9 protein-coding genes are annotated in these 24,698 nt (G+C 43.1%); 7 read left to right on the forward strand and 2 right to left on the reverse strand.

Annotation, left to right across the window (positions count from 1 at the left end):
* Positions 1 to 20 precede the first annotated feature (20 nt).
* The 7 genes from HYS07_01285 to HYS07_01315 all read left to right on the forward strand — a co-directional run bounded on the left by HYS07_01285 (position 21) and on the right by HYS07_01315 (position 23,835).
* Positions 21 to 20,753 (forward strand): SDR family NAD(P)-dependent oxidoreductase, encoded by a 20,733-nt coding sequence (locus HYS07_01285; GenBank protein ID MBI1869808.1) that lies wholly within the window; start codon positions 21 to 23, stop codon positions 20,751 to 20,753.
* A gap of 508 nt (positions 20,754 to 21,261) precedes the next feature.
* Positions 21,262 to 21,579, forward strand: coding sequence for a DUF4258 domain-containing protein (locus HYS07_01290; protein MBI1869809.1), 318 nt, complete (start codon positions 21,262 to 21,264; stop codon positions 21,577 to 21,579).
* A 7-nt stretch (positions 21,580 to 21,586) separates the two neighbouring features.
* Entirely contained in the window at positions 21,587 to 21,844 is a 258-nt protein-coding gene (locus tag HYS07_01295) for a YgiT-type zinc finger protein (GenBank protein MBI1869810.1), read from the forward strand.
* 225 nt (positions 21,845 to 22,069) lie between these two features.
* Positions 22,070 to 22,339: a hypothetical protein gene (locus HYS07_01300; protein ID MBI1869811.1), complete on the forward strand. Its 270-nt coding sequence runs from the start codon at positions 22,070 to 22,072 to the stop codon at positions 22,337 to 22,339.
* Positions 22,332 to 22,694: a type II toxin-antitoxin system PemK/MazF family toxin gene (locus HYS07_01305; protein ID MBI1869812.1), complete on the forward strand. Its 363-nt coding sequence runs from the start codon at positions 22,332 to 22,334 to the stop codon at positions 22,692 to 22,694. Before HYS07_01300 ends, HYS07_01305 begins: the two co-directional genes overlap by 8 nt.
* 358 nt (positions 22,695 to 23,052) lie before the next feature.
* Positions 23,053 to 23,514 (forward strand): hypothetical protein, encoded by a 462-nt coding sequence (locus HYS07_01310; GenBank protein ID MBI1869813.1) that lies wholly within the window; start codon positions 23,053 to 23,055, stop codon positions 23,512 to 23,514.
* A 63-nt stretch (positions 23,515 to 23,577) separates the two neighbouring features.
* On the forward strand, positions 23,578 to 23,835 hold the full coding sequence (locus HYS07_01315) for a hypothetical protein (GenBank protein MBI1869814.1): 258 nt from the start codon (positions 23,578 to 23,580) through the stop codon (positions 23,833 to 23,835).
* On the opposite strand, the gene HYS07_01320 is transcribed toward HYS07_01315, so the two are convergent.
* Positions 23,832 to 24,269: a DUF86 domain-containing protein gene (locus HYS07_01320; protein ID MBI1869815.1), complete on the reverse strand. Its 438-nt coding sequence runs from the start codon at positions 24,267 to 24,269 to the stop codon at positions 23,832 to 23,834. The genes HYS07_01315 and HYS07_01320 overlap by 4 nt on opposite strands.
* Entirely contained in the window at positions 24,269 to 24,661 is a 393-nt protein-coding gene (locus tag HYS07_01325) for a nucleotidyltransferase domain-containing protein (GenBank protein MBI1869816.1), read from the reverse strand. The genes HYS07_01320 and HYS07_01325 overlap by 1 nt, the downstream gene beginning before the upstream one ends.
* Between the last annotated feature and the right edge of the window lie 37 nt (positions 24,662 to 24,698).

Here is a 24,698-nt window from a genome sequence, read left to right on the forward strand (position 1 = left end):
CTCAAACCGGGGGGCTCTTTGTGTTTAAAATCGGACAAAAGATCATTAGCTTAGCTCTTTGTTTTTCTTTTCTTGTCTATGATATTAACTTCAGTTTTGGTCAAGACTCCCAGATGGTCAGTCCCATTCCACGCCCAAATCAGGTCAAAAGCTCGGCTTCTTTCGAAAGGGCAGATTTAGATGTAACTCTCTTTCTTGAAAGGATTAAAATCCCAAATGATGTTGGGGAAGTAACCGAAAAAAATATTTTTCCGAACAGACCGCTTCTTTTCCTCGTTGAAGATATCCATTGCAATATCCAGGCTCAGCAAAATATTAAAAGAATATTAGAAATACTTAAAACAAAGCTCGAGGCTCGAGGCTCGAAGCTCGAGGCAAAAGCAAAAACTGGAAAAGCATTTACCTCGAGCCTCGAGCCTCGAGCTTCGAGCCCGTCGTTTGCTTCGAGCCTCGAGCCTCGAGCCTCGAGCCCGTCGTTTGCTTCGAGCACAGGGTCAGCTTCGAGCAAAGTATTAGCCTCTAACCGCTTTTACGTTTTTGCCGAGGCAGCCTCCGGCGTTATGGATGCCTCTCCTTTTGCTAATTTCCCTGACCAAAAAGCGCTAGACCTTGCCCAGGAAGAATTTTTGAAGGCTAATCGCATTGATGGAGTCGAATCCTTTTTAATCACTCAAAGCCCTGATCAAGTGGAAGGGGTGGGTGTTGAGGATTTATCCGCTTATCTTAATAACGTCAAGCTGATGGGGCAATTTCTTGAAGAAAAGGATATGCAAGAGCATGTCTGGCAGGATTTAGAAACGCTCTTTAAGCAATTAGAGGGTAAGGTTTATTCAAAAGAATTAAGAGATTTCATTGAGAAGCGGGAGCAATATAATCAGTTTAAGATGGAGATGGGAGAATATGTAACATATTTGGGATTGCGGATTGCGGATTGCGGATTGCGGAGAAAAAATAAAAATGACCAACCCGTCATTGCGAGCGAAGCGACCCGCCTCGTTCGATTCGGGTCGACCGAGTCGAGGCAGGAGCAATCTCAGTTTTCTCAATATCCCGCGATCGAAAAATATCTAGCGATGAAATCCCTAGAAGAAAAGATCAATCTCCAAGCAGTCGAAACAGAATACCTCGCTTTTCTTTCCGAATTGGAAAAGAAGCTTCCTAAAGAAGAATCAACAGAAATTCTGAGACATGTTCTAGAGTATCGACTTGGGCGGGAGAGTGAGCAGGATCATTATCTTTTTCTAAGTCAATATATGACTGGGCTCGAGGCTCGAAGCTCGAAGCTCGAGGCAAAAGCAAAAACTGGAGAAGCATTTACTTCGAGCCTCGAGCCTCGAGCCTCGAGCAAAGGGTCAGCTTCGAGCGAATTTAAGAATCTCAAACTTCTTTTCCAAGAGATGGCGCTCTTGAAAGAAGTATCCTGGGAAGAGTTAGAATCTCAAATGAAAGAAGTTGAAGGGGAAATTTTAGGAGCCCTGGCCACAAAAGATTCAGAGAAGAAACTTTTACAGCTTGAAAATGATTTTTCTCTTTTAAAGCGCATTGTGAGTTTGGAAGGGAAGAGGGAAGATATCAAGCAGCTCGAAGCTCGAGGCTCGAAGCTCGAAGCAAAAGCAAAAACTGGAGAAGCATTTACCTCGAGCCTCGAGCCTCGAGCTTCGAGCAGTCTTTTTTCTTCCTCGAGCCTCGAGCCTCGAGCCTCGAGCAAAGCTGGATCTAGCGACTTTGTGGGAAGTTTTCTGCTTCGGCTAGGTCAGTTAGCCAAAAAGGAATCAATAGATTACGAATCCCCCGATTTTGACGGTATTTTTGAATTGGCTGAAAAATTTTACAACCAAGTTCTTGAGCGGGATCATATTTTTTATGATCAATCTTCAAAGCTTCTCGTTGATAAGAAATTAACTCATGCGGCATTGGTGATAGGAGGCTTTCATACAGAGGGTCTTAAAGCAGCTTTAAAAGAGGCCAAGATCGGTTACTGGGTCATTTCACCTCGCATGGACCGCCATGATGACCGAAGTGCATATTACAAAAAGATGAAAGATGAATTTGGAATTCTAGGTGGGGATGTGACAGCATTGGCGCCGTTTAGATGGGTCGCACAAGCCAAGTCACTTGGAAATTTAAATTTTCAGGCTGAAGTTCAGAGATTGGTGGGTGTGCATGCTCAAATAACAAGTGCTTTACGCGGACGTGCCCAAGAAATTTTGGATAGTACAAGTGATTTACCTTCTCTTAGTCCCGAAGATGAAAAATGGGTGAAAGCTATTGTTGATGAAACAACTGTAACCCGTGCCAATTTATCCGCTTTGCTTCGTAATTCTGAATTTGCCCCACTTACAGCAGAATATGTTCGAGGGGTTCTTCAAGTTTTGAATTATTCAAATGATGATGCGCTTATCAATGCATTTCTCGTAAGACTTGGGTTTAAAAATAATGAGGAACCCCCAGCTTCTCCTTCGGGAAATGATGGTACGGATATTGCTGCTTTAGGCGGTCGTTTAAGTGTCTATCAATTACCTAGAGAGTGGAGTGAAGTTCCAAAGGATTTACAAGAAATTTTTAAAAGTAGGCTTCAAATAGATGGAAATACCTTTGCTGAAAAATATAATAACGCTGTTGATTTTTATGAAACCGAGATTGCTCCTGGGCGTGAGAGTTCATCTTTGACTAGAAAGATTTGGTTAAAAGCTCTTTCGGAATGGCAAGGTCTTTTTCCTATTATATTTGCAGTATTATTTGCATTAGCGATGTATCGCTTCGCATTATTGAGTCCTGTTGACCGATCGAAATTCCACTTTGTAGTAGTGGCTTTATTTTTTATATTATTTATGCCTACTTTTCCTCTTTACAATGCAGGAATAAAGGTTGCGGATTGGTTTACCAAAGAACATGAGGGCAAGAAGGATATCAGCAGTGGGTATGTGAGTGAAGAGGATTTAGGAAAATTAGGTTTAGAGGGTGATGTTTCAAAGATCTGGGCTCTTCTAAGTGATAAAGGTGGTCAGGGTGAGCGGTATATTGAAGATGGTCGTATTGACGCAGTTAAAGTGTATGGACTCAAAGAAGTTGCTGATTTGAATTTGGTTCAAGTATCAGATGGGGACAAAGCGAAAATCCTTAAGTTTTTAAAAGATCATGCGAACCCGCTTCATCTCATTCATGAGATTGCACTTAGGAGAAGCTTGTATAAGGTATTTTTGATTACTGCCGCTCTTTCTATCGTTTTATCAGTCGTGGGTGTAACAACGGTAGGGGTATGGGCAGGTTTTATTTTATTGATGCATCCAATTTGGGCCTTTTTTTATCGTTATTATCATACGGCCCTTCATAAAGAACATAATATTAAAAGTCCTAGTAACAAACGTCTCAGTGTTGGAGCTGGCAAAGGAAAAGAAGATTCAACGAAGCAGCGGCTGAGTGTTTTACATGGGAAGGGTTCAGAGACTCAAGCTAGACCTCTTGGCTCAAATGAAGTTCAGTATCAATTTCAAAATGGTGTGGCAATAATTACTTTCAATCGTGCGCCTGCAAATGCGACGACAATAGACATGCTCAAAGAATTGCGCAGAATTCTTGATCATGTTCGATCAAATTCTGAAGTGAAAACAGTTATTTTAAAAAGTTCTGATGAGACGGGTCGTTTCTTTGGGACAGGAGCAGATATTAAACAAACTCGTCAGGATATTTTGGATGGACACCCAGAGAAAGCTGATGAATTTTATGCTTATGAGTATGCCCTCTACAATGATTTTGCTGAGCTGCATAAAACGAAACCTGTTGTCAGTTTAGTGAATGGGGCTGCCATGGGAAGTCATTTGGGACTGGCCATGACGGGGTTGATTATTGCGACAAAGAATGCAAGATTTGCCATGCCCGAGACAAAGCTAGGCTTTTTCCCAGACGTGGGGGCTACGCATCTTTTGCCCAAGAGAGTCGGGCTGGCCATTGCCAAATGGATGGGGTTTACAAGCGCCGTTTTGTCAGGGGGAGAGGCTGTTAAATATGGCTTGGCGGATGTTTATACTTCGCACAAAACTTTGAATGATTTGGAGGTGGCCATTCGAAATTTTGCGCGGTCCAGACCTACGGTTGATCCGGCTGAACTCAAACGAGAACTTGAGAGATTCAGTGTTTTCCCTAAGGCCGTTTTGACTTCGAGAGAGACTTTCCGAGAACTTTTTGGTCATGCTAATTTCGAGGATGTTGTGAAGGCTTTGCAAGAGGCTGCGGGCGGTGAAGAAAGCGATTTAAAGACCAAGTTTGCTCGAGAAGCGCTTGGGAAAATGAAGTTGCGTTCCCCTGTGGGTCTTCATTTGACTAATCATCTTTTGAATCTCAATTCGCAAGCTTCTTTGGCCGAGGCCTATCACCGTGAGCTGAGAGCGGCCAAGGCCTTGACCCGTTATCCGGATTATCCTGTCGGAGTAGAAGCGGTGTTGCTCTTAAAAACAGCAGATCGAGTACGGCCTGCTTTTAAGGGACAAATGGACCAGGTTGATTATGACTTGATGAGTCGAATGTTAGACGAAGAGGTGAAACCGGTGTCTGAAGAGGAGAAGGCAAGTCAAGTTGTCGAAGATCCCTACTTCATTCAAGGACCCGGAGATTGGGATAAAATCGCAGAAGCTTATAGAGCCGATCCCAGCGCATTTTGGCTGCGCCGGGCCCATGAAGAATTAGAATGGTTTAGGAAACCAACTAAAGGCGTCACTGAAACTCAAGATGCTGAAGGGCATTTCAGTTTCACCTACTTTGAAGATGGCGAACTTAATGCCTCTTATGAAATTTTGGATCGGCAGGTGAATAGAGGCATGGGAGATATGCCGGCTTATACATGGATCAGTGACCCTGCGGATGATCAAGGGAATGCCGAAGAGGTTAAGACCGTTACTTATGCTGAGCTTTTAGGCATGGTTGAAAAGTTCGCGAATGCCTTAACTGAAATGGGTGTTGGCAAAGGAGACGGGGTTACACTCTATACCGCGAGTAACACGATTGAAGCCAAGGTCGCGCGATTTGCTTGTATGAGAATTGGAGCTGTCTTTACGCCTGTGTTTCCAGGCTTAGCAGCTCAAGAACTTTCGGATCGAGCCCATCAAATTAATACCAAGGTCGTTCTCACGGTCAATGCAGGTTTTAGAACCGGCAAAATGACCAAATATAAAGAAGAGGTCGTCGATAAGGCCTTTGAAGAATATATTCCACTCGAAAATGTAAGGGCCTTTGTTGAAAAGGCGTTGGCAGAGATTGGAATTGAAGGTGAGCAAAGGACCGCGCTTGCCGCTCAAGTTGAAAAAGAGATTAAGGGATCGATCACGATTTATTATGGCGATCTTCAAAAGATTTTAAATAGAGTGCTGGAAGGCGCTGGCATTGAGGTGTCTCAAAGAGAGCAGGTCAAAAACTCTCTGGGCACCCAGACCCAGAACATGCCTTCCCGAATCAACCACATGGTTGTCATTGAGCGAACACCCCGTGAGCGTGCAAAAATTCCCATGAGAGAAGGTCGGGACGTTTATTTTAATGACGTGATGGCCAGAATGGAAGCCGAAGGCAAAACCAAATTTGCCCCAGCCCATTTACCGGCCGAGCAACCTCTTTTTGTGATCTTTACTTCCGGATCAACAGGGAAACCCAAGGGGACCTATCATACAACAGGAGGTTATTTGGTTAATATCAGTTATTCCATGAAATTTGCATGGGGGGTGAAACCGGGTGAGCGCATTTATGTTGCCGCGGACGACGGCTGGATTACAGGAAATTCTGCGATGAGTGATGCCCCACTTATGAATGGAATGCATTCTTTTCTATATGAAGGAATTCCCAACTGGCCAACTCAAGATCGTATCTGGAAGATTCTCTCGGAGAATAAAATAAACTATCACAAAACGGGAGTCACCCCTGTTCGAGATTTTTCAAAGGGGGATGCAGATCTTGTTCGAAGATGGGATTTATCAAACATTAAATATTCTTGTTCTTGCGCTGAACCGCTCTATCCTTATGTTCAAGCTTTCTGGGAAGAGGTTATTTTGGAAGGGCATCGGGAAAAATTCGGTGACTTTTTTTGGCAGACGGAGGATGGAATGTTTAGTGATTTTATTCCTCATCCATTGGGTAGGCCTCAGAAGCCTGATGCTTCAACGGTTCCTTCCCCTTTTAGTGAGGTTAAAGTCCTAGTACTTGAAATAGATGAGGATAGAAATATTACAAGCTTTCGTGACGCCAGACCAGGTGAAGTTGGTGAAGTGTTTACCCGTCTTCATCCATCCTTGATTCGAGGACTCTGGAAGAAGCCAGATCAATTCCGTGATGTTTATTGGCCAACCAAAGTCGTTATTGATGGTAAGCGATGGCGTCGGGTTGGTGATGCCGCCAGAATGGATGAAGACGGGTATATCACCTTTCTTGGACGTGCTGATGAAGTGATGAACGTCAGTGGGCATCGGATAGGCACTCAAGAGCTCGAAGCACATGTTGGGAAGGTGGATGAGGTGAAATTATGTTCTGTGGTTGGTATTCCGGATTTGATTAAAGGTGAAACCCCTGTAGCCTTTGTGATTTTGCAACCTGGAGAGACACCAACCGCCGACTTGGACACTAAGATTCGTAAGCAAGTAGAGGAGGGGAAAGGGAAGATTGCCAGACCCTCGGAGATTTTTTATGTTGCGGATCTTCCTCTGACGCAGAGTAAGAAAATCTTGAGACGTTTCCTAATACTCATTGCAGCCATGTCGAGAACTGAACTGGCCAAGATTTACACAAAACTTCAAGATCATGAAATGAGAGCAAGAGTGTCAGCAAAGGATGGGGATATCTTGAAGGAGGTCTTTGGCGAGGGACTGAGCCGCACCGCCCAATCTTTACCTCCTGGCCCTACTGGGACAGATGCGTTGATTGCAGCAGTTTTTGGCGTTGCTGAAAAGCGAGAGATTGGAAAAGCAACTCGTGAAATAGCTCAGGCTGGAGACCCTCATGAAGTGGATTTTGAAATGTATTTACCCAAAGAGGCTCAGGCGGTTATCCGTCGCCGATTCGAGGGGAAAGGTTTTGATGCAACAAGAGTGGCCCAGGCTAAACGCCATTATGAAATGGTTCGGCGCTTGAGACAAAAGGCCCAGAGGCAGAAGCTCGATGAGGGTCTATTTGTTCGTCAAGAGTTGGAGAAATTAGGTTTAGATGAAGTTCAAAGGGCTCAGGCCTGGGAGGATTTTGAGGAAGTCAGTTTAATCCGTGCTGACGCGATTAATTCCTTGATTACTGAAGGCCTCCTTTGGCCCTTGGGCAAGCCCTTTATTCCTGGTGAGAAGCTTCCTCCCTATATGTTTGCTTGGGCGGTGGTGAAGGATCGATTCGGCCGGCCTGTCTATGGTCAGCCTGAAGATGCTTATTATGAAATGATCGCTCCGACACCCAGCCTTGGAGTCAATGAGCTCATTGGATACACGCTTTATGCCGGTATTACGCGCAATATAGTCGCAGCGGGTGAAGATCCCAATGTGGGTGGATTCAACTTTCATGATCAGGATTATCATATCTCAGGTTCGGACGGTGTTTTTGTTACAGCGGCCATTGGGTCGGAAGCCGAACGCTCAGGGATTGCTTCCGTAGGTCAGGTCTTTCTCAATTACTCTGGAGAATCTGGCCTTTTGGATTATCGCATGGGTTACGATCCCATGGCGACAGATTTCAAGATTAAAGGTTATCAAACTCCGGATGGAACTTTAGCCCAATTCGCAAGATTTCAAGGTCCTCAATGGGTTCGTAAGCCTGAAAACTTAACCTTGGAAGGGGCCAGTGCTCATAATTTGGATTTGGGAACCGTTTATAAGGCGATTGTGGATAGGGCAGGGGTTACAGGAGGGGATCGGGTCTATGGGGAGGGAGCAGCCGGAGGCACAGGTCATTTGGCTGTGGGAGTGGCCGACATGCAGGGGGCCGTTGTGACGGGGCTGGTCTCCTCAGCTGACCGAGGAGAATTTGCAAAAGAGTATGGGGCAGACGCATATATTTTGAGAACAGATCCTCGATTTAGGGCTTTGTGGCAGCCTGTGCCTGATCCCAAGAAAGAATCTGAAAAATATCAGGAATGGGTGCAAGCGGCCGGGGCCTTTAAAGAAGAATTTAAGAAGCGTAACGAGGGTCAATTGGCCGATATGGTGAATGCCTCGGTGGGGCGACCCACGTTTGCAGCGAATGTGGAGCTTTTGGCTGAAGGAGGAAAGCTCGTCTATTACGGAGCGGATAAGGGATTTACTTTAAGTTTTCGTGGCAAGCTAAGCCATCGATCGGCCGATGCAGCCTTTAAAAAGAATAAGCTTCAACCTGGAGAAGGCGTCCTTATTTATTACGGGGCTGAGGCTGATGAGGAGGGGATTGATGAAGTAGGGCTTGAAGCCATAAAAGCTGCGATTTCGAAAAAGGCCCGGGTGGTAGTTTTAACTCGCACGGTTCAAGAGCAAATTTATCTTCAAAGGAGATTTGGAAAGGCTTTGACAGGTATTGAATCGATTGAAACCTTAAAGTCGGATCCATCCTTTGAATGGCCCGAAGAAATGCCGGATCTGGATATTAAAGATGCTTCTGGGAAATCCACCGTAGATTCTGAGAAGAGATATTATTATCAGGAGCATACACTCAAAATCATTGGGAGAGTTGTAAAGAGATATTTAAAGACAGCGGATAATCCGAAGGGTTTTCCGGACGTAATTGTGGAAAGATCTGGACAAAACACCTTGGGCATTTCTGCTTGGCTGGCTCGTCCCATAACAGGCCGTGTGGTTTATCTTGAAGATTCTGAAAATCACATTTTCCGATTTTATGCTCCCGATGTGTGGATGAATCAAAAGACAATCGACTTTCCAAATTTTAGCATTTTAGGAACACATCTTTTTAATTCGTTTCAAGCCCAGGTGGTGGAGAGAAAATTAGAAACAGGCCAATTAAGAATAGCTCCTCCTCAGGTCTTTGAGTGGTCGCAGGCTTCTGAGGCCGTTCAGGAGCTTTTCGATGGTTCCGTCATGGGAACGAATAGTGTGCGTGTCGGAGCTCCTGAAGCGCCTGGAATCAAAACAGAAGGTGATCTTTATCGGCAGTGGAATGTTGAACAGAAGACTTTTGCAACGGTAAAGGTGAGGCTTTATCCCGTTTCTTATGATAAGACGGTGGCCCAGTTGGTCATGGAAACTCCGGATGCAGAGGGCTTGAACACCATGAGTACAGTCATGCTGGACAGTCTCACTCAAGCCATCGATTGGATTTCTCAACAATCTTCCGTTCAAGCCATTGTAATCACAGGAGGGGGCAACAAGGCCTTCATTGCAGGAGCTGATATCAAGGAATTGCAGCAAATCATTGATCGAGAAGAAGGTCGGGAGCTTGCCGAGAAAGCTCAAGCTATTTATGCAAGGTTGGAAGCTTTGAATGTTCCTGTTGTCGCCGCCATCAACGGCTTTGCCTTAGGTGGTGGTACAGAACTTGCCATGTCGGCTCATTATCGTGTAGCTTCGGCCAAGGCAGAAATGCGTCAGCCTGAGATTAATTTGGGTTTGATTCCTGGTTTTGGCGGGACACAGCGCTTACCCAGACTTCTCTATCGGAAGAATGGAGAAAGAGGTTTGATTGAGGCCGTAAAAATCATTTTGAATGGGCGAAGAATTTCAGCTTCCAAGGCTCAGGAGCTTGGTTTGGTGGATGAACTGGCGGGATCGGATGCCTTATCTCGGGCCATGGAGCTTGCTTTAGAGTATGCAAGAACGGGTCAAGGGATTTTGGCTAATGCGATGAAAGCTCGTCATGAAGCGATTCGCGGTTGGGATCAGCGGGTGGATATTCACAGAGAAGTCTGGGAACGAAATCCTGAAATTCAAGATATTATTAAACAAAATATAGAGATGGGACGCGGAAATTCCGTGGACAGGGCTTTAGGGGCGATTCAGACAGGCTTAGAGCTGGGAATTTCAGAGGGTTTGAAAACAGAAGCGAGGGCTTTTGGAGAGCTGATTGTCGGGCCCTTGGATGGGCGTAAATTTATAGAGGCTTTCTTGAAAAAGGAATCGCCCCCATTGCCGCAAAGAGGTGTGGTCGAGTCCATCGGTGGAACGGCTTTTCAAGTAACTGGAGACGCATTAACGCCAGAGCAGGATGCTGTCGTAGATGAAGCGATATGGAGATATTTTGACCGATATGAAGCGGAACACGCCTTATTGAAATCCGATGATGCGAGGTATGCTGAGTTAGACCCCGACGGAAAACTAAAGGAATTTGGCGTGGAAATTTATGAATTTACTGACTTTATAGAACAGCAGATCAAAGTCGCAAGGCATTTTAATGTCGACTTTGAGCCTAATCTTATAACACATCCATCAACTCGATTTGGGAAAAAACTCTACGGTGACAGGAGACATTTCGATGTCATCCGAGGCCTTTCAGTAGAATTGAGGCGGGAATGGGCCAATCATGAGCTTGCTCATTTGAAGAATCAAAATTTTTCAGAAGAGGAAATCCAAAAAATAGCTCCTATTACTAATTTGATTGCATATTTCAAAGAGCATCCCGTATCCATTGAAGTCCAAGTTCCAGAAAAAGAGAGTTGGGAGAGGGGAGACGATATTAATACGCATCCATTTTTCGCCCAATTGAACCGATGGACGTTTCTGAATGCCAAGCGATATGGCAAAATTTTTGGAAGTCCTGTTACGAAAGAGAAACTTCAATCCTTCGTAGATGAGTACAATCAGGGTTACTTGCTTGATGGATTTGCTCATTCAAGCATTATTGATAACGCTAATAAAGAGAGCTTGCTTATCATTTTAGCGCTCATGGGGAGTTCAGATAGGCATCGAGGCGAATGGTACAATATGCCAGTCACTGAGGGTGCGTTACTTTCTATTAATGCGTTTCGAGCTAATCATGATCTACATAATGTGGGGAAAAGACTTGTTGGACTTGCCTGGAACCTCGCAGAAGAATATCGTGAGAATCCTAAACTGTCGAGGGAAAAATTTGACTCTTATGTTGCTCAATTTGCAGAATTGTTTCAACAGGGACTGAATGATGGGCCTTCTTATGTCCATTTGCTGAAAGACTGGTTGATTCGTGATCTTGCTGCCCTTGGGGAAATGCTATCCATTGGAGATGTTCAAAAATTGAAAGATAAGATCGAATTAGTTTTTGATCAGAAGGCTGTACCAGAAGAAGAAAACGTCAAGGCAGGCACTAGACCTCAAGGAAGTCGGAAAGGCAGAATGAGCCTTGTCAATCTCCTTTCTTTGTTCCAGAGCATTTTTGGTGAGAAAAAAGGATTTGCGGTCAATGAAGTTTATGAAAAATACATCGCTCCGATTTGGGAAAGTCTTGCTTTAACATTTGCTGTATTGATTCCCTCGATCGTCATTTTTTTGTTGACGATCAATGCAGGGTTGTCGCCCATCATAGCGACTGTTCTGTTTCTCCTTGCCTTTTCTCTTTCAAGTTATTTCATCTCAGGCGTATTTTTTACATGGCTTCATAAAGGGAAAAGAGAGATTGGAAATGCGGCCTACGAGACACAGTCGAATGCATTGGTTTCAGCTATTAAGTCATCTCTGAAATTATCCGTAGTCCTTCTTGTTTTCTTTGTTCCAGGCTCTTGGGCCTATGTTGCTTCAGCTTTTGCGGGTGTTGCGGCTGTTGCGCCCTTTTCACTGACGCCTCCTCTCTTGGCTGCATTGGTTTTGATGGGAGGATTTGCTTTGATTTATGGCGCATCTCACACACGACTCCATCTCATTCACAACATTACGCATGAAAGTGGACAAAGACTGGCTTTGGGGGGCGGGAAAAAGAAGGGTGCAGGAAGTGGGGATTCAGGGGAAAATGGGAATGGGAAGCCCGTTATAATTGAAGACCCTTCCATGACCGGACTTGTGAGGGATTTGGTCTACAATTTAGGGGAGCACGAAGTGTTGGATTCTTCCAGGTACGAAGCGATTAAAAGGGGACTTCTTGGTTTTTTAGAGATTTCACCTGCTGATGCTGGGACTGCGGTTGCTAAAAGATTTAAGGAAGCTTTCAATTTGGTTGATGAGGGGGAGACTCTCGCTAAAGAAGGAAAGGTTAATGAGGCAGAAGAAAAATTTACTCAAGCAAAAAATAAATTGGAAAATCTTTATATCGTTTTGAGAAGAATTGAGAAAATGAACAGTCAGAGAGCTTTAAAAGATAAATGGAGAACAACCAATGGCGTTGAAATTGAGGGGATTGTTGATGAAAAGCAGTTTAAGGGCAAGGTTGTCATTATTACGGGCGGTGGAACGGGTTTAGGGCAAGAAACTGTTATGAAATATGCAAGGGCTGGTGCTCACGTTTACATCAATGGGCGTAGGCCTGAGGAACTAGAAAAGACAGTTGCATTAGGTGTGAGTGATGGAAAAGTTCAAAAAGCGGGTGGAACTATCGATTATGTTGTCGGAGATGTTCTTGAAGAAAAGGACTTGCTGGCTCTTTTTGAGAAAGCTAAAGAGAAACACGGTCATGTTGATATTGTGATTAATAATGCCGGAGTTTCTGGGGATGTGAAATCACTTCCCATGATACCCATGGGCAGATTTGTCCGTGACGTGCTGATTCATCTTCATGTTACAAAGACCACAGCTATATTCACAAAACTGCTTGAGAGCGATCCTGAAAGGAAAGCCACTATTATTAATGTTGGAACTTATTTTACGTCTCCAACGCGATACGAAAAAAGGCCTTATCTTTTTAGAACACCATATACCATGGCTCAGGCCATGAAACTTTTTTTAAATCGTGTTTTTGCTCTAGAAGTTAGAGAAAGGAGCAATGTCGTCGTTGCTGCGATCAATCCTGGGCCCTTTGAAGGGTATAGAATTGATGGCGTTGTCTATCCTCTAGGGTCTTTGGCGCGGAGGCGGCATGGAAAGACTCAAAGGCCAGAAGATATTAGAAAGGCGACTGAAGGTCTCCATGCGAGGGAGTTTGTTAAAGATGATCAAGTAGCCCAAGTTATTATGCTTATGACTTCGAATGAGTTTCGAGATCCTATTCATGGTGAAGTTGTCTCTATCGGAGGACTTGATTATCAAGTTTCACCTTCCGTCATTCCAGTTCCTGAGTTGGGAAAAGTTCCTGATTTAAAGAAGCGTAGGGTTGTCTTAACAGCGACTCAAGAGGGTCATGAGAAGTTGGTTGCTGTTGCGAAGGGATTGGCGGCTGCAGGGGCAACCGTCATTATTGGGGCGGAGAATAGCGAATTACTAAAACAGAGTTTTGGAATCATCCCTGATAGAATTACCATTTATTCGATTGATCCTGTTCAAGCTGCGGGAGATGTAGAAGGTAAAAATCAAGATGCTTCTGTTATGAAATTTTTTGAAACATATGGTCAGAACGCAAATGCAGTTTATCATGTTACGGGAGAGCCTGATACGGCCTCAGAATACTCGACCATGGAATCCGAAAAGATGCAACAAATGGTCATGCGTTATTCAATAGCGCCCATTCGCGTGACCCGTTATGCAGCTTTGGCCATGATGTATAGTAAAGTTCGTAATCCGGAGGATTCACGCTTAGACACCTTTGAGCATTTTGTAGAACTTCTTGAAAGGAATTTGCCTAAGGAATTTTTTCAGGAGGATGAACAGACGCGGCTTATGGGGTTGATCAGTAATTCTAGCTTAGAAAGAGCTCAAAAAGAGAGCCTTAAAAGGCGCGTAGAAAAATATTTTAAACCTCTTACGGGAGAGCTAAAGGATAATGATGTTTGGGTCGATGAGGAAAGACAGGAAGCGATTGATCAACTTAAAGTTGTTCAGTCTTTGCTTTCTTCTGATGATCCTTCAAAACATACATTTAATCGACTCATTGACGGAATCACTCGTGTTTGGACGGCAGAAGAAGATAAAATTCTTCAGAAAGGTTATCAAGAATCTAAAGGTCAAATCATTGTTGTGGGACCAGAATTTCGTGGAGATACCTTGTCAAAGGCGCGTGCAGCTGTTTTCAGAGAAGGAGTAGAGGCGGCGATTACCTCCTTTGCTGCGGAACTCGGGCTCGTAAAGTCTGTAGGCATAGCTAAAGCAAAAGCCAATCCGAAAGAAAAGGCTCGTTTAGGAAATTTAGGAATACGCGCAAATGTTATCTTACCTGGAAGTATAGATGAGAAAGCAGGTAATATGCAGCGTCTTGTGAATAGCGTTGTCTATATGGCCTCCGATCGGGTAGATCATATCAATGGAAAGATTCTTGAACCTGATGAAAGAGGCTCTGCACAGGATTGGCAGAGAAATCCGGCTCTTAAAGGTAAAAGGGCGCTTGTCACTGGGGGAGGTAAAGGTATTGGCAGAGCAGTTTCTTTTGAGCTAGCTAGGTCAGGGGCAACAGTTTTAATGGGGTCCAGAACAGTCGATGCTTTAGAGGAATCAGCCGCCCGTATCACAGCCGTTGGTGGAAGCGCCTCTTTAGTTAAGGCGGATCTAACTTCTTCCGAAGAAATTAAGCAAATGGTGGATCAAGCTGTAGCAGAAGCTAGAGCGAATGGTGAAGATAAAAATCCAGTGTATGTTTTAATTAACAATTCTGGAGTTCCCGGTGGTTTTAAGAGAACGGATGAGATTCATCGTGAGGATATACGTTCTCCTGAGGGTGCCATTGTTGCAAATGGCTGGGATAGCACTATGCAAATCAATTTTCATGGGCCGCTCGAGCTTATGGCACGAGTGATTCCTCTGATGAGAAGGTATGGGGGCGGTGTCATTCAAAATGTTGTGACCGAATATTCCAGAATGCCCTATGTCGATCGGTCGATTTATGTTGGGACGAAGGCTGCTTTGGGTGCTTGTACCTTAGCGGTTGCCGGGAGACTTGGTCAGGAAAATATTTATGTGAGCAACATCCAGCCCAGTTTGATTAAGGGTGAAAGAATGGATTTGGTTTTAAGAAATAATATTCGAAAAATGATTGAGGATGGGGTTTTGACAGACGCGCATCTTGCTCGAATGAAGGCAGACATTGAAACGGCTGTTAGACAAAATGAAGATGGACCCATTGCTCGGACTGTTAAAAAACTTGAGGCACGCCCTAAAGATATTCCGGCGGATGTATTAAATCCTGTTGCTTGGTTCTGGACACAAATTGAGCTTTCAAAAGATGAGATTATGGGAAGAGAAAATGAATGGGGCCCTGAGCTTACAAATGTCGTGCTCTATTTTAAACTTATTCTTCCTTTAACTGCCCCAACCAATGAGGATGTGGGAGTCAGGGTTGCCCAGGTTGCTCAAGACCCGTTAAGCAATAGTCAGCATGATGTATTTGTATCAAGTTTGCCGAGGCATAAAGAGCCTCCCATTAAGGATGTTCCTAACCTTGAACATCTTAATATTCAAGGTGCATTTGAGGGAAGAACAGCCCTTCTAGCCGCTTCCGACTTTGATAATACATCTGTCAAACAGTTAAATAATTTGATTGATGCTTATTCTTTAGCTGGAGCCAAAAAGATTGTTCTTGCTCTACCAAGAATTCGGAGAAGTACAAGGGATATCATTTCCCAATTAGACGGTCGTGTGGAAGTTGTTACGGTTGATTTTACTAAGGAAGGCCAAATTATGGGTCTTTTTGAAAATCGATCGTTTGACGCCGCAGTCTATGTGGGGTGTAATCCTTCTGACGATGCCAGATTTTCTGAATTTTATTTTGATCAAAAATTGGATCCAAGCAAGTCCGATAAATTTGAAACGCAAATGACCGCTCATCGAGCGAAGCGTGAGCGTTTTGAAAAATTACATCTCACAGGCCCCATGCTTCTTTTCCGTGAAGCGGCAAGAAAAATGTCTGACAAAAGAAAGATGGTTTTTCTTGCTCCCCGTAACCCTTCTGTTGAAGGAACTACGGCGGCTAAAATGCTTGCAGAATTGGTTCAGGTTAGAAACAAAGAAGAGAAATTTGCCAAGAAGGGAATTGTTGCGGAGATTTTCAATCCTCAAGGTTCTTCGGTAGACGAAACAGCTCGATTTGTGGTTTCAACTGCTTCAGAGGGGTTCCCCAAACCTCAAAGAGGGGTGGAGACAAATGTACAAGCTGCTTTTGACGATCAACATGGGATTCACTTTACAGGAAAGCGATTGTCCCCTATCCAGGTTGCTATTCTTCGTCTTGCCAAGCAAAGTTATTTTGATGCAGGGCTTGCAGAAATTTTGGGGGTTGAGAATAGCGAAGGAGATCCTCTGGTTGCGTACAGTGCTTCTGCCGAAGAATATAAAGCTCTTGATGATGGCCGTCTCGGAGAACGTAACTGGCAAGATTCTTATCAAGGGAAACCGGTTACCAGAAAAGGTGTTACGTGGATGGTGGCGGATGATTTAATGAAACGCATGGAGCTTGTTTCAGAAAAGATATTTGGTGATCCAACTTATGCGTTTGTTCCCTACGGAATGGTATTTCATATCAGCCGCTATAATGGCCAAGTTTTATTAACCGATCGTTTTTATATGTCTTGGATTAAAATATTGCCACCTGTCTTGAGAAAATTAGTGATCGATAGTATTCTCTGGCAACTGGATCATCAGAATGCTTATGGCGATCAAGCTGCAAAGGCAGTTTCTCTTGGGGCTGTTGTTGGATACTGGATGTCTTTTATTCCCGCTCTCTTTCAACTCGTCGCGCTCCGAGAAACAGCCAATAAAGGTGTTAATAGGACTTTTAGAGCGTTCGTTATTAATCCAGAACACCCTGAAACCGATCAGCCAGCCATAACAGCTTTGGGAATTAGACTCTCAGCTCTTTATGAGGAATACACCAATTTAATGATAGCTTCACCCGAGAATGCGGTTGGTTTTGCGAGGGATTTTATCAAAAAGAGCCTCAATCCCCTCTTAAATGAGTTGGACGGCTTGGGTGTCCCGGTAAAATATTTTTACTCTTCCAAGGTCACACAAGTATCAACTTTATTAAATACTCCAGAAGATGTGCAAAGCGGTTTAGCACTTTTAACCGGTGTGGTGGTAGCTTTGGGTGAGACAATGGATAATTTAGTCGACCAAGAAGGTGAAAGGGCGTCTTATAAAGAAGAAGTAGTTGAAAAGCCTGCTCAAGCAAAGACTAAATCAAAGACGCCGCGTTTGGCTGTTTCGAAACCTATTTCAGGAGAGAAAAGTCGTGGGCTTATTTCTAGCCAACCTCAGACGATAACAACTTTAGGGGTTAGACTCACAGTGTCTTATGAAATATACGTAAGTCGGATGAAAGCGAATTCATCAAACAGAGTTCCTCTTGCACTTGAGTTTATTAATCAAGGGCTCAGGCCTTTGATTGAGACACTGAATGGATTGGGTGTTCCGATGGAAGAAGCATTTTCTTCCCAGCTAAATGCAGCTTTAGTGCTACTGAAAGATTCTTCGTCTACAGATTCAGGTTTACAGCTTTTAACAGGTTTAGTGGTTGCCATTCGTGCCACAATGGATAACGTAGTTCTCCAAAAAGGTGAAAAAAGCTCTTATAAGGAAGCAGCTTCTGGTCGCAGTCTTGATTTGCAATCGATGGTTGCCTCTATCCAATTCATTCCTTTAGACGACTATCTTACGCGAGTTCGTGGTGCATCTTTTGCGAATCAGCCTACGCTCACAGCCTTAAGAAATAGGTTAGCTTTGGTTTACCTGACCTATTTAGATTTAATGCCTTTGGATCATCCAAAAAATGCGGCGGTTTTTGTAAACAATTTCATTGCGAGGCAGATCACGCCCTTTCTTAATTCTTTGGAAAGAGATTTTGATATTTTAATAATAGGGCAAGTTAATCAGCAAACAAGAGTCATTTCAAATTTGTTAGGAGATTCTAAAAAAATCAACGTCCAAAAAGGTTTAAATCGTTTTTCAGATTTGGTGGTTGCGATTTGTCAAACGATGGATAATTTGGTTCGTAAGGAGGGTGAAATAAGGGCTCGGAAAGAAGAAGTAGTAACTCCGGAGTCTGAAAAAAAGAAAATCAACTGGTCAACAATTTTCACTTCGGTTGAACCAATGGCCTTAACAACCTATCAAGAAAGCATGAGGAGTGCATCGGTCGCTGAAATTGCAACCTCAGAAAGTGCTGGGATTGCAAGACCTTTGGGTATGGATGATCTTATTCAAGAGTTAGACAAAATGAAGGACGGGTCGGTTTTATTTAATGGAGGTGAAACCATTAGCCCTCGAGCTCTTATTCCACAAGTTCAGACGGCGGGTCCATCTGTAAACTATATCGTTACCACAAGTTCTAGTGGCAAGATAAGAATAGTGACTTTGAGTGGAGAGCGCAAGGCTGGACAATCTTCGCGTGCACCTGCTTTGGCTGCTAACGGATCAGAACCGGCTAGAAACCAACCCTTTCAAGGCGAAGTGAATCGCAATCATAAGAATAGAGCTACAGACCAAAATTATTATGCCCAGGCGTCTACAAGAAATGGGGTGACGGATGTTGCCCAGATTCAAAGTACGGTTTCAAGTGATTCAGCTCATGAAATAGTCAATCTTTCTTGGCCCGCGACAACAGAAGTAGGTCTTTCGGGTTCGGAGGAGACTCAGCTAAGTGTTAATCCGGCGACGGTTCTATTTGACAGCCAATTTACAGCCCCCATGGGCGGAGCGGGACATATTCAAACAACTCTAACTTCTGCTTTGGCTCTGATGGACCACGACTATCGTGAAACCATGTTGGGTCATTTGAATACATGGACAACTGACCAAAGTCCAATGATTTTTGCTGCGTTTGATCAGTCACCAAATCTTGCCGAAAATCACAAGCGGGATCGTTCAGGTGGACTCAATATGGCCATCCCAAATATTCCACGGGATTTTACTGATTTGATAGATCCTGAGACTTCTAAGCCCATGGCTCGAGCAAAATTGGAAGCCATTCGGGACATCATTTTCGCTGTTTCTGTCTTCCATGAACTGGGTCATGAAGCAGATGTAAGTGCCTCAGAGGAAAGTTTAACAGCAAGAGATGTCGAGCTCACCTTAAAATTGCTTCGTCAAAAAAATGTTTCACTTGATCTCTATATTCAAATCATGGGAAAAATTTCTGAGGCTGAAAAGAGTTTATATGTGAAGAGCTTTCCTCTTTCAATTTTTGGAAGACCTATCTCGAATGTTTATGATGCGGGACAGGACGGATGGGCAAGGTTGTTGCCTCCAAAGGTTGCAACTACGGTGGTTATGGAACATCGCGCTCCTTATAATACATCTCTAGGAAGCTATGGGGCATCTTCCAGTATTCCATCTTTTGGGGTTGCATCTCGTCCTCTACCTGAACGAGGGGGAAGTATTCTTTTAACATCAGATCCTAATCAGAAAAGATGGCCACTAGCAGCCTCTCAGGATTTAGTCAGAATATCTTCTCTCGTAAGTGATACAGATTTTCCTGAATATCGTAACATTTTAAAAGACGATGGAATTCTCGTTATTCAGGGCTCCAGAATTGATAACGGTGCTCCAGCAGAAATGATGCGCCTTCTCTCTTCTGGCTTTGAGATTGTGAAGACGTATGGTCTTTCAAATGGGAAGAAAGAATGGCGAGCGGGTTCACTCCCTTCAGATTATCCTTTAGTCAATGGAAAGACGGCAGATGATATTTATGTGATTGTTGCTCGGAAACTTTCGATATTCGAGTATTTTCGGCGTTGGGCCCAACAACAGGAATTTATTAATCAATCATCTCTTGAATCTTATGTTCAAAGCAATAATGTGAGCGAAACATTGATGACTTTATCCAGGGCAGTTACCAGCTTTGCTAAAGCGACTGGAGCAAATCGTGCTGAAGTTAAGATGCTATATCGAGATTTAGGCCGCTTTATTGCTGGGAAGCGGCATGAGATTCATGAGCTTGATGCGGCTTTGGATCTAGAGTCTCGAGCCATTGTTGCGGAGGTGAGGTTGGAAGAGAATGTTGCAGGTGTTCAATCGGATTTAGCCGAGCCCAATAAAGATAGAGAGGAAGTCTATGTTGAGGCCGCTTTACGTGTAGAGAATGTTAAAATTTTAAATGCTCGAGTAGAAGCCAAAGGCAAACCAGAGATGGAAAGCCGTCAGGGTGGAAACCAAGGCGTTGCGGTTTCTCAACCTCAGTATCTTCCCTGGGCTGCCGCTTTTGTTGAACTGAAGCGGGGATTGAGGAATTTCCAGAATAGAGTCTTTAGTCCTGTTGTAAAATTGCTTGATGTAAGGGCAGAACCTGTTCGTGTGTTGATTGATATTGATCACATTTTGAAGGCTGAAGGTCTTTCAGGAAAAGAGATTGCGGATGCCTTGGCTTCGGATAGCGTCATTTTTGTCGATCGCAAAGAGGGACGCTCTGAAGAGGATCGTGATAAGATTGAAAAATTGGGTATTTCTGAAAGATTGATTGATTTAAAGGGTAAGAATCAATCTGAAACGACAGCGCTTTTGAAGCAAAAATTTAATATTCCAAATGTTAAATTCTGGTTATTAGCCCATGAAGAGAATCAGACTCTTTATCAAGATATCGCAGGTGCTTTTGATGAAACTCGATATGGGACTAATCTTGCTTCTGATCTTATGATTATTTGTTATGGGACAGACAAAGCTCATCTTTTGGATATCATGGTAAATCAGTTGAATTTCCAAACTGATGAAGCGAGCGCTCTTTTGGAAACTGGAAATCCAGATCTCAAACCTCTCTCCGTGACAGATCAATGGCAAGAGACGATGAAGCGTCTTAAGGATCAGGACCGATCAGCTCACTTAAGAGAAGTGAGTATGTAGAGAATTTTTACAATAACTTTGGGGCTCAGCACGTAATTTGTAGTCGCCCCATTTATGGGGCCGTTGGGGTTCGTGTAGACTGCCCGATGAATCGGGCGGCTACGCCTTGGCGTTCAGACCAGATGCATGTGTAACATGTGGGGCATGTGTCCATGTGGGGTCAAGTCTTTCCATGACTACATTTACACATCCTAATCCAGCTTACCCGTAGCGGGTCATTCAGACTCTAAAGCGTCTTAAGAATCAAGACCGATCAGCAAGTTAATCCATCACTTTCCAAGTATTATTTAAATGTGCTAAAATTCAACTATTCTTTTAGGGCCTGCTGCAAAATGTAGGCTTTACCGTTCGAGCGTAGTCGAGAACAGATGCTTTGAGCTCGAGATTTCTCGACTTAGCTCAAAATCTTCGACTTCTCGACTCGGCTCGAAGAATAACGGGTGATGCACATTTTCAGCAAAGCCATTTTGCAACAGAGCTTTTTGATAAAGCGTTGCGCAGGGGGTGGATGATTAAAAGTGTGCTTAAGATTGACTGGATTAGAGGGCAAGTAAAGAAAGGGAACTATTATCTTTCTAGGCATGCCGATTCTGAAAGGCAATTTGATGGTCTTTCGCTGATCGAGGTAGAAGAGGCATTGTTGACAGGAAGAATTCTGGAACAATATGAAGACACGGGAAGAGGTTATAGGTCTTTAGTTGTAGGTTTTTCTCAAACAGGAAAGCCTATTCATGTCGTTTGTGGAGTGAGAGAAAAGTATTTGGTTCTCGTTACTATTTATATACCTTGCTTTCCAAAGTTCAAAACGCCTTATGAAAGAGGATAGATGAGAGATGAAAAAAAAATGTAATTTTTGTGGTCATCAAAATTTTAGAGTGAGTGAAGTGCAATATATTTATAAACAAGATAGAAAATTTTTTGTGGTCAATGGAGTTCCTTGTGAAGAATGCGAGTTTTGCAAGGAGCAATATTTTCAGGCTTCTGTATTAAAGAAAATAGAACGAGAATTTGTGAATATTTATTCTTCAGATAAGAAAAAAATTAAAATGATCAAAGTTCCCATTGAAGAGTTCGAAGAGATTACTGCTTAATAAGTCATGCAAGTGATCGGGTTAAATGTTTTGTTGTGGAAGTGAGGTTCATTTTGTAGTCGCCCCATTTATGGGGCTGCACGGACTGCCCGATAAATCGGGCGACTACGAAAAAAAGCATGATGGGGCGGATTTTCATCGTACGAGATGATCTCGAAAAGTTCATTGAAATTAATACACAAGTAACACTTTTTTTGATATATTAAGTGTTGAAAAAGGTGTTACATGAAAACTCTTTCAAGAACGGTTCGAAGAAGTGTTGCTCTGCCGCGACAGTTGGTTGAGGAAGTCGTGCGTTTTGCCCCTCATGAATTTCGCCGAAATCTCAATCGGATTGTAAATATTGCTCTTCAAGAATTCATTGCCCACCAAAAGAGAAAAGCCTTAGAAAATGCAATGGCCAAAATGGCAAGGGATCCAGAAATTCGCTCTCAAATTCGAGAGATCTCAAAGTATTTTTCTTCTACAGAAAATGATGGTCTAAAAAATGATTAGCCGGGGGCAAATTTATTTTGTAAATTTGAATCCGATTCAAGGTCGTGAACAATCGGGAAAGAGGCCAGTTTTAGTTGTATCTGTGGATGCCATCAATCAACAACCCCTGGTCATAACGGTGGTCGTTGGTACGGATGCAAAAAATATTCATCGGGATTATCCCACCAACGTTCGTGTGAGTCAAAAGGAGTCTGGATTACCTCTCGATACTGTTTTTTTATGCTTTCAAATTCGCTCGCTGGATCCCTCTCGTTTTATAGATTCCAAGAGTCACTCTCTTGATTTAGTGGGTTCGCTCCCTCAAGATCGGATGATTGAGGTGGATCAAGCATTAAGGCTTGTCCTAGGATTATAGTGGAAAATCGGCCGAGCTTATACGCAAAGAGACGGCGGTAAGATTTGAAAAAGCTATAAAATTATCATCGATCGACAGTAGATTTATAGCTTTTTAAATTTACTTTGTAAATTCCAGTTATCCTTCAAACATGATAAAATCAACTTACTGGCAGAGTAAATGTGGCATGGGAAAATACAAGTTTTATGGTTATATTAAAACAGGGATGACATCATGATAATCCGGAGTATGAAGGAAAAACGCGAAGTGATGAAAAAAGAGTTTCTTGCCTTGAGCCCTTTGGAAAGAATCCAACAAATGAATCAGGTCTTTAATGATATTATTGCTCTAAAGGCAAAGACACTTGGGGTACCTGAGTATGAAATCTATAGAAGCTACTTTAGACCTCGTCAGTAAAGCAGTAAAGTCTCTGAAGATGCAGGATCACGTTTTACTTACAGTGATCGGAGGCTATGCTGTTATTGCTCATGGTATTGAACGAACCACGAAGGACGTTGACTTTTGTTTTTATTCAGATTTGTATCATAAAAGTGACGTTCAAGGGCTTGTTGAATCGCTTAAAGGTGTGTTTCCGTCTCATTTTGGAATTCGCTTTATAGAAGGCAGCAAATCCCTTGATGATCCTTTTCAACACGATGTTGTTTTTATTGAAGATATTAACGGTGATTATCCCAGGATCGATATCATTGTTGCAAAATATCACTGGGAGTTGGAGGGGATTAAAGAGGCCAAATCTGTGAAAGGAATTCCTCTTCCTGTTCTCCCTAAACCTTATCTCATTGCGATGAAGTTAAACCCTAAAACCGAAATTGGCGCGTGAACCGAGACGCAAGATCTTGGCCATCTTGACCTTCAGAAAGCCTCGACAGACATCTGTCAATGTATGTCTACGTTTTCTTCAGGCCAATCTGGCTCAAGCTCTTGCGTCTCGGTTCACGCGCCAATTTCGGTTTTAGGGTTAAAAGCTGGAGGTTTTAAAGATGATCTGGATGTTTACGAGCTTCACCAACTTCTTTCTGAGGAAGAAAAAAAGAAAACCTTAAAATTGGCCAAGCTCATTCATAAGGATAAATCTTTGAAGAGAATTCTAACACCACGAAAAGAGATTAGAGAGAAGGAGGATCCGGATCAGTTGCTTTAGCGGATTTCTAAATTTTTTTTCATCCAGTGAATAATTTCTGTGATGAAGCGATCAAAATCGGGTAGGCTATTCTGAAGTCGTTCGTAGACTTTATTAAAATTAACCGCCATATATTCATGGACTAGGATATTACGAAAACCTCCAAGTTTTTCAAATCTTTGAGCGAGTGCGAGGGGAATAACATCCACGCGAGCGAGTGCATTGAGAACTAAATCATATCCAACAGCTCTTTCGGAAAAATGACCCACTAGAATATGGTTTCCAATATCAAAAAGAGCTTCTGCGGCAAGATGTAGCCCATGTTCAACGGCCCATCGGTGTGTGGTATCTTTTAAAAGCTCTTCCTTTGACTTTTTCTGAAGAAACGAGAGTTCCTTTAATGTTTCTTGAAGAAAGGCCAATCGTTCTTCAACAACATTATGTCTAAAGACCATTAGCGTTCTCCAAAAAGTAAATCATATTGTAATTTTCGGATATGTTCTGTGTCGAAATATTCCCGATAAACACCCATTTCGAACCGATTAACACAGTCATCACTAACCTTTTGATAGACGAGGAGACCATTGGCGAGCGCTTCATATTTGAGCAAAGATGTTGCATGATTTAATGTGACAATGTCTATTTTTTTAATATCTATTTCTCTCGAAATAGAAGCGGCTAAACGAGCCTCCTCAAAGGGGGTGAGCTCTTCCTGGACAAGAAGGGCAATATCGATATCGCTTTCTGGATGGGTTACGCCAATAACTTGGGATCCAAAGAGATAAGCCAGTTCAATTTTTGAGAATGGCTGGAACAGGAGTTTCCAGATATTTCGGTCGATTTCCATATTTTTAGTATACTCGAAGACGAGCGACAGAAGAATG

Source organism: Chlamydiota bacterium (assembly GCA_016178055.1).
Taxonomy (GTDB): Bacteria; Auribacterota; JACPWU01; order JACPWU01; family JACPWU01; genus JACOUC01.